Source organism: Dapis brunnea BLCC-M229, assembly GCF_050015995.1.
Classification (GTDB): Bacteria; Cyanobacteriota; Cyanobacteriia; order Cyanobacteriales; family Microcoleaceae; genus Trichodesmium.
The window spans coordinates 7059-14256 of the sequence record NZ_JBNHEP010000300.1 but is presented as its reverse complement, the minus strand read 5'-3'; the positions used below and the strand labels follow the sequence as shown (position 1 = coordinate 14256).

The window sequence follows — 7198 nt, the reverse complement described above, 5'->3', positions numbered from 1 at the left end:
CCTAAATTTTGCTTCCCAAACCACTACCTATATATTTGGCGCGCCAGTCGAGTCGCCAAATATTTACGATGTCTTGGAAACCAGAGGGTTGTACCATTAATTTATGAAATTTGGTCTGATTTTTCTCTCAACTATTCCCATTATCTTTGATTTTATGATAATACTTTTGTGCAGTTTGCATCCAAGCTTTTACCTGAGATTCTAGCCAAGATTTTTCTGCCTCTAAAGCAGAATTTTTTTGCTCAAGATTATCCACCCAACAATGTAATCTTTGAGAATCTTCTTGTAGTTTAGATTTACCTTTCTCCAGATTTTTCACCCAAGCACTATATGTATCAACCTCAGATTTGAGGCGAGAATTTACTTGCAATATTTCTTGTATTCTACTGCCTAACTCCTGCACAGAGATACCTAATTTTCCAGATCTACCTCGCCAACTTTCTAGCAATTCACATAACTTTAACGCCTCATCAAAATTTGCCATTTCCAAATGACGATAAATTCGATAATAACTCACCCATTTAACAGTTCGAGATAAAACCTCACTTTCCCAATTATTTAATTCTGAGTCAGACAAATTTAAACTATCAATTAAATTACTACAGATTTGTAAATGTTCCTCAACCTGAAAAAAATCATCAAAACTGTGAGTTTTATTTCCTTCATGCCATCGATAATATCCCAAGATTTCTTTGAGAAAATATAGATCGGCAACCAAAGCAATTCTTAACCATAATTCTAAATCTGCAGCAAAAGCATAATTGTCATTAAATTTCCCGCCAACTTTCTCTAAAACCTCTCGTCTGATCAATACAAATGGGCAACAAATAGGATTAGCTTTTCCCAAATTTTTCCTTACCCATTCCTCACCATTAACAAACTTATCCTCAGAATAATTTGCCCAATCCCAATTAAGATAATTATTCTCATCATCCACCACCATAATAGAGGAAATAACTAAGCCAACATTTTGGTATTTGTCTAGAATTTTTACCTTTTGCTCTAAATTTTTTGGCAACATCACATCATCCTGAGCAAAGACAGTAATATATTCTCCAGAAGCAGATTCTAAACAACGATTCCAATTAGGAAAAAGTCCTAAGTTTTTTGAATTTTGTAAGTATTTAATTCTACTATCTTTCTCCAGATAACTCCTAATAACTTCTGGAGTATTATCAGTAGAGGAATCATCAGAAATAATTAACTCAAAATCTGTAAATGTCTGTTCAAGAATACTATCTATTGCTTGAGTGAGAAATTCTCCAGAGTTATAAGTAGGCAAACAAATAGTAACTTTAGGAAAATTGTTTATGGGCATTTAATCTAATAGTAATATTGGAGGAATATTGCATTATAGCAAAGGCAAGGAACAAGGAAAAAAGAAGAAGCAAGAATGAGGAAAATGTTATTTATAGCAGTTGCTATTACTTTTCATCAATTATCATTCCTCTCAAATTTAGGGACTTCCAAATAAAAAATTATCCCATTAGCTATGAAAATAAGGGAGTAGAGAGTAGGGAGTAGGGAGTAGGGAAGAAATTGAAAAAGTAAGGGAGTAGGGAGAAACCAGTCAGGATATAGTACAAAAATAGAGTACGAAAATTGGGATAATTTATTTTCTCCTATTCTCTTAGTCATAGCAATAATTTAACTTTTAAATTTTGAATTTTTATATTTTTTACCAGAAAATTAGTTAGGAATAAGAACAAAATAAAGCCACATAAAATTAATTAGGCTTAAGAGGTATCACAGGCACAAACCACAAATTTCCAGTCTTATTTAATTTAGTTTCTTTGGTTCCTCATCACTCAAACTGTTCGTATCAAGCAATTTTTTATCTCTGATTTTATTTAGCGAATAATTAAGGTTTAAAGCCTCTCATTTCAAGGAGAAACAAGAAAAAATTTTTCCTACCGCGCCAATACAATTTTCGGGAGAGGTAATTATCAATTATTCATTATCAATTATCAATTATTGAATTACTTCTTCCTTAACTGATAAATTTCCGGGTTAGTTTAACAAACTCTTGTAATAGAGAGGTAGACTCCATGCTCAACTCAGGTAAACAATTTTTCTCCTCCACAGAAAGAAAATACTGCTCCTGTATTTCAATGGAATCTTTGCCAATAAAAATAAACTAAAAACCAACCTCTATTATATATAGATAAATAAACAAAATATGAATGTTTCTAAGACAGCCATCTTAACCCTTGCTGCCCTCAGTTCCCAAAATTTAACTATCGAGGCAACAGCTACTCCTAATATTAATCTTTACCCTCAGAGAACTGCACCAGAAACTAGCAATTTTACTGATTCTATTAAGATTAGTCGTTTGCCTTCGACTAAATCAATTACTCCTCCAGAAATATTACTCACTCAAGCCAATAATACCCCTAAACTTATGGCTGCTGTATCAACTTCAAACCTACATCAAATTCGAGGAATTTTAAACAATAGTTGGTTAGGGAAAATAGTAGAATTTTCCGCAGAAAATAATCATCAATTCCGGCAAGTTGCTTATCAAATTGCTTTACAAACAGAGAGGGAAGCAGAAGCTAGTCTGGATATTAATCCTACCCTAACTTTATTAAATACTTTATTATTAGTTGCAACTTTATTACCTCCTGTAACTATTGGCTTTTTTTGGTTGGTTAGAAGATTGGTAATTAAAGAATTAGTAGGTGAGGTTAATAAGCGGTTAAAAAAAATCAGTGAGTTAGAATCAAATCTGAATCAATCTCAAAAATTATTTACTGAATTAGAAAATCACATAGTTACTGCAAAAAAGTCAATTGAATTTATTCATCAAGAAGCTAAGATATCAAAATCATCTGTAGAACAAATAGAAACTCTAAAGTCTCAGTTTTTAATGCAACTACAAGCGATCGTTTCCGAAGCTCAAGAAGCCAAACATCAGACTATTCAAGAAATTAATTATCCTGTCAATTCAGCAACTGAATCTCTTAAAAATACTCACAAACCAAAATCCTCTGAAAAACAGCATAGTATGATTGCTGATGATTATTTTAGATTGGGAGAAAAGCAGTTTTCAGAGGGTCAATATAATCAAGCTTTAGTAACTTTTGAAAAAGCTATTTCTCTTAATTCTAGTTTAAGTGAAGCTTGGTTTAAGCGTGGTAATGTATTTGTGAAATTGCAGCGTTATGCTGATGCTCTTACTGCTTACGATCGGGCTACTGCAATTAATCCCGATCGATTTGAATATTGGTTTAATCGTGGCAATGTTTTTGTAAAGTTAGAGCGTTATTCTGAGGCATTAGCTTCCTATGATAAATCTCTTTCTATTAAGCCAGATTCTGTAGAAATTTGGCTAAACAGAGGTATTTTACTCAGGAAATTGCAACAATATAATGAGGCATTTCTTTCTTATGAACAAGCTCTTTTAGTTCAGCCGAAAAATGTTGATGTTTTACATAATTTTGGTGCTTTGTTAGGAAAGTTAGAGCGCTATGAAGAGGCAATTGATTCTTATGACAAAGCACTGAAAATTCAACCAAATAAATTTGAAATTTGGTATAACCGAGGCAATTTACTGGGAAGGTTGCAATCTTTTACTGAGGCAATTGATTCTTATGACAAAGCACTGAAAATTCAACCAGATAGATATGAAATTTGGTACAACAAAGGTGCTGTATTGTGGCAAATTGAAAAATATAAAGAAGCAGTTAATTGCTATGACCAGGCAATTAAATTAATGCCTGATGATTATGAAGTTTGGCATAATCGAGGAGTAGCTTTGGGTGCTTTAGAAAAGCATGAGGAAGCTGTTAATTCTTACGACCGAGCAATTAAAATTTACCCCCAATGTTATCAAGCTTTTCTGGGTAAAGCAGAAGCATTATTGAAGTTAGAAAAGTATGAGGAAGCTTTAAGGTCTTGTAATCATGCTATTGCTATTCAAAAAGAACGTTATGAAGGTTGGTTATGTCAAGGTAGGGTATTAGAAAAATTGGAAAGTTATGAAGAAGCTTTGACAGCTTACGACCGAACAATTGCTATTAATAATAATAGTTATGAAGCTTGGGGAAGAAAAGGTATAGTCTTAGAAAAAATCAAACACTATCAAGAAGCTTTGGCTTGTTATAACCGCGCTCTTGCTATTAAACCAGATGACTCAGAATCTCGGCTAAAACGTAGTAAATTATTATCAGAATTACAAGCAGAAGAAATTTTAACTGAGAAAAATAAATCTAATTCACAAGCAAATTTAGATGTCAGTAATAACCAAAATAAAAAACTCAAAAAAACTCAAAAAAATAACCCTATTATTGCATAGACAGGAAAAAGAGTTAAGTAAGCATTCAGCGGTCAGCTATCAGCTATTGCTTTTGGTTGTGCGATCAAAGCTTATTTAAACCCTGCGCACTACCTTACTCCCCTACTCTCCCACTCAATAAAATGTAGAAAAGTTTTTGAGAAATGGCATTATTGTTGATAGCTGAATGTTTATAGAGTTAATAGTGATCGCTAGATTTTTATAGAAGAATTACTATAAGGAGTAAGTTCAACAATTAATAATGAATAATTACCTCTCCTTGAAAAGAAGAGGATTGACTAATAATGAAAATTTTTATTTATTATCCCCTATCCAAGGGGAGGCTTTAAACCAAAATTTTTCGGTAAAAAATTCTAGGTTTTCGGTAATAGGCAACAGATAGCAGAAAAGAAAAATAGAGCTGTATTTTACTCTTATTGAAAAATACTATACAAGTTTCAAAATACTGCTAGATTAACTTTTTTAGTAAATAGGGGAGACCTTGATTTGGCAAGTGGCAAGTAATAAGAAAAGCTTTTTGCCACGGATGCACCGATGTACTAGAAAATTAAATAGGTATTGATTAAATTTAAAAATATTGACAGATCAAGGTAAGCGCCTTTTTGGAGTCGAAAAAAGTACCAGGTAAAGAGTCTAAAACGCTCAAAAAGTTAGCATTTTGGGCAAGAGTTGGGAAAAAAAATGCTCCTCTACTCTCCTACTCCCCCACTCCTTAAAAAGACTTTTTTAGCCAACCCTAAATAGTCAGGGTTTCTATTCCCTACTTCCTACTTTCCCACTATCTTTTTTTATTGGATATTATTTACTATGGTTGTTACCTAAAAACTTAACTGGAAATATGAATTGCTCGCCTAATAATTATGTCAATAGCTGTCAGAGCAATTCCCATAACTATTAATTGAGGAGTAGAGAATGAGAATGCACAGCATTACTACTATAGTATTAGACTCTCATTCTCTGAAGCTCTAAAAAAAATCGCCGATACCAATTGTACTTCTCTAAAAATTGTGATAGACTAATATATAGTTGGGTGTAACTCGCCCGTATACATGATTTTTTATTCAACTTAAAAACTTTAAGAGCTAGAAATAAATCAGCTAGCGTATTATCAAGAAAGGGAAAACTATTCTTAGTTAAACGGTGAAAGCTAACTCTTGCTTCAAACCTAATAAATTTTTGAATTGATATTAATTCTGACTCCTGACTCCTGACTACTCTCCCCGAAGGGGCTATAGTATTAGACTCTCATTCTCTGAAGCTCTAAAAAAAATCGCCGATACCAATTGTACTTCTCTAAAAATTGTGATAGACTAATATATAGTTGGGTGTAACTCGCCCGTATACATGATTTTTTATTCAACTTAAAAACTTTAAGAGCTAAAAATCAATCAGCTAGCATATTATCAAGAAAGGGAAAACTATTCTTAGTTAAACGCTGAAAGCCAACTCTTGCTTCAAGCCTAAGAGACTGTTTGTAAAATAAGTCTTAACAGAGCAAATAATGACTAAAATCTAAAAGCGGTAGTACTTCAAGAGATTGAAATTTCCTAGATACCAGAGGTTTAAAGGTACATATATTCCCAGATTTTTAACTTACAAATAGTTGTCTTGATTTCTTCCTCCCTCCATACCTATTCCCTATTCCCTGTTCCCTGTTCCCTGTTCCCTATATCCTTTTTATATTTCCTTTACAAACAGTCTCTAATAAATTTTTAAATTGATATTAATTCTGACTCCTGACTCCTCGCCCCGAAGGGGCGATAAAAATTCAACCTTAATAATCAAGCAACCCTAGCAATAATAGTGCGGTGACGGTGAGTATTACAAATTATTTTCGGAGCTGAAAAACCAGCATCAACCAACTCCTTTTCAATATCCAAAGTAAAATATTCATCCAAATAAGGTTCCGTACTCTTCAACAAAGTAAAAATATGAGGAGCCATCGTAGCATAAACTTCCGACTTAGGATTCATATCCATAATAGCAATACTACCATTTGAACGTAACAAGCGCCTTGCCTCCCGAAATATTTTTCGAGTAGCAAATTGTGGTAATTCATGGCATACCAAACAGATAGAAACCAAATCAAAAGAATCATCAGGCAAACCAGTTGCTTCAGCAGGAGCATGAACCCAATTAATATCCAAATTTTGCTGTTCAGAACGATACAAACCAACTGCCAAAAAATAAGGCGATAAATCTACCCCTGTGAACTTAGCTTCAGGGAAAACTTTTTGTAGGGGAAAAGTATTTAACCCCACGCTACACCCTAAATCTAAAACATCTTTTGGTGTAGAAATTTCTGCTTTTAAAATATCAATAAAACCTTTACGAAATCTAGCATCTCCACCAATACCTTCTTCCGGCCAAATTCCTGCATGAACTGCCAATGATGCTACTTCTACTTCAGTTGCAGCTTGCCAACTCATATTACCTTTTTCATAAGCATGAAATGAAGTGAGGTAATATTCAGGATATGCCAAATTAGGATTATTTACTATTTCCCATTCTCTATTCCAATTACGTTCGGAAAGTTCTTTTGCTTGTTTACGCCAAGGAACACCAATTTTTTCTGCACGTTTAATAATCATTTTTCGTGCTTGAGTTTTAGCAAAATTAGCGAGTGGTTTAATTGAGAGAATTCCATTTACTAATTTTGTTGCTAAATTAGGCTTAGATTTGAAAGTAGTAGTCATTTCAGTTATCACTTATCACTTATCAGTTATCAGTACCTCTGACTAAAGTCGGAAGCTTTAAATAATGGATAGAATATTTTTTTATCCTCTTAAAAAGGCAAGATTAAGAATTCATTTTTTTGTGATTTTTGCTCCTACAAATAATCTCTGAAAATGAATTTTTTTATTCTGTGAATCGACAAACTTAATTTGTTGATTCTACAGA

At 33.1% G+C, this 7198-nt stretch carries 3 protein-coding genes; 1 reads left to right on the top strand and 2 read right to left on the bottom strand.

Annotated features, from left to right (window positions below; all coding sequences use genetic code 11):
• Positions 1-127: 127 nt before the first annotated feature.
• Complete coding sequence (locus tag ACP6PM_RS34800; protein ID WP_426591439.1) at positions 128-1318, bottom strand: glycosyltransferase family 2 protein; 1191 nt, start codon at positions 1316-1318, stop codon at positions 128-130.
• Positions 1319-2179: 861 nt separating this feature from the next.
• Between ACP6PM_RS34800 and ACP6PM_RS34795 the strand changes: the two genes are divergently transcribed.
• The gene (locus tag ACP6PM_RS34795; protein ID WP_426591438.1) at positions 2180-4297 is read left to right on the top strand and encodes a tetratricopeptide repeat protein; all 2118 of its coding nucleotides are present in this window, start codon (positions 2180-2182) and stop codon (positions 4295-4297) included.
• Between the two features lie 1781 nt (positions 4298-6078).
• On the opposite strand, the gene ACP6PM_RS34790 is transcribed toward ACP6PM_RS34795, so the two are convergent.
• A complete protein-coding gene (locus ACP6PM_RS34790; RefSeq protein ID WP_426591437.1) occupies positions 6079-6993 on the bottom strand; it encodes a class I SAM-dependent methyltransferase in 915 nt (304 codons plus the stop codon).
• Positions 6994-7198 lie beyond the last annotated feature (205 nt).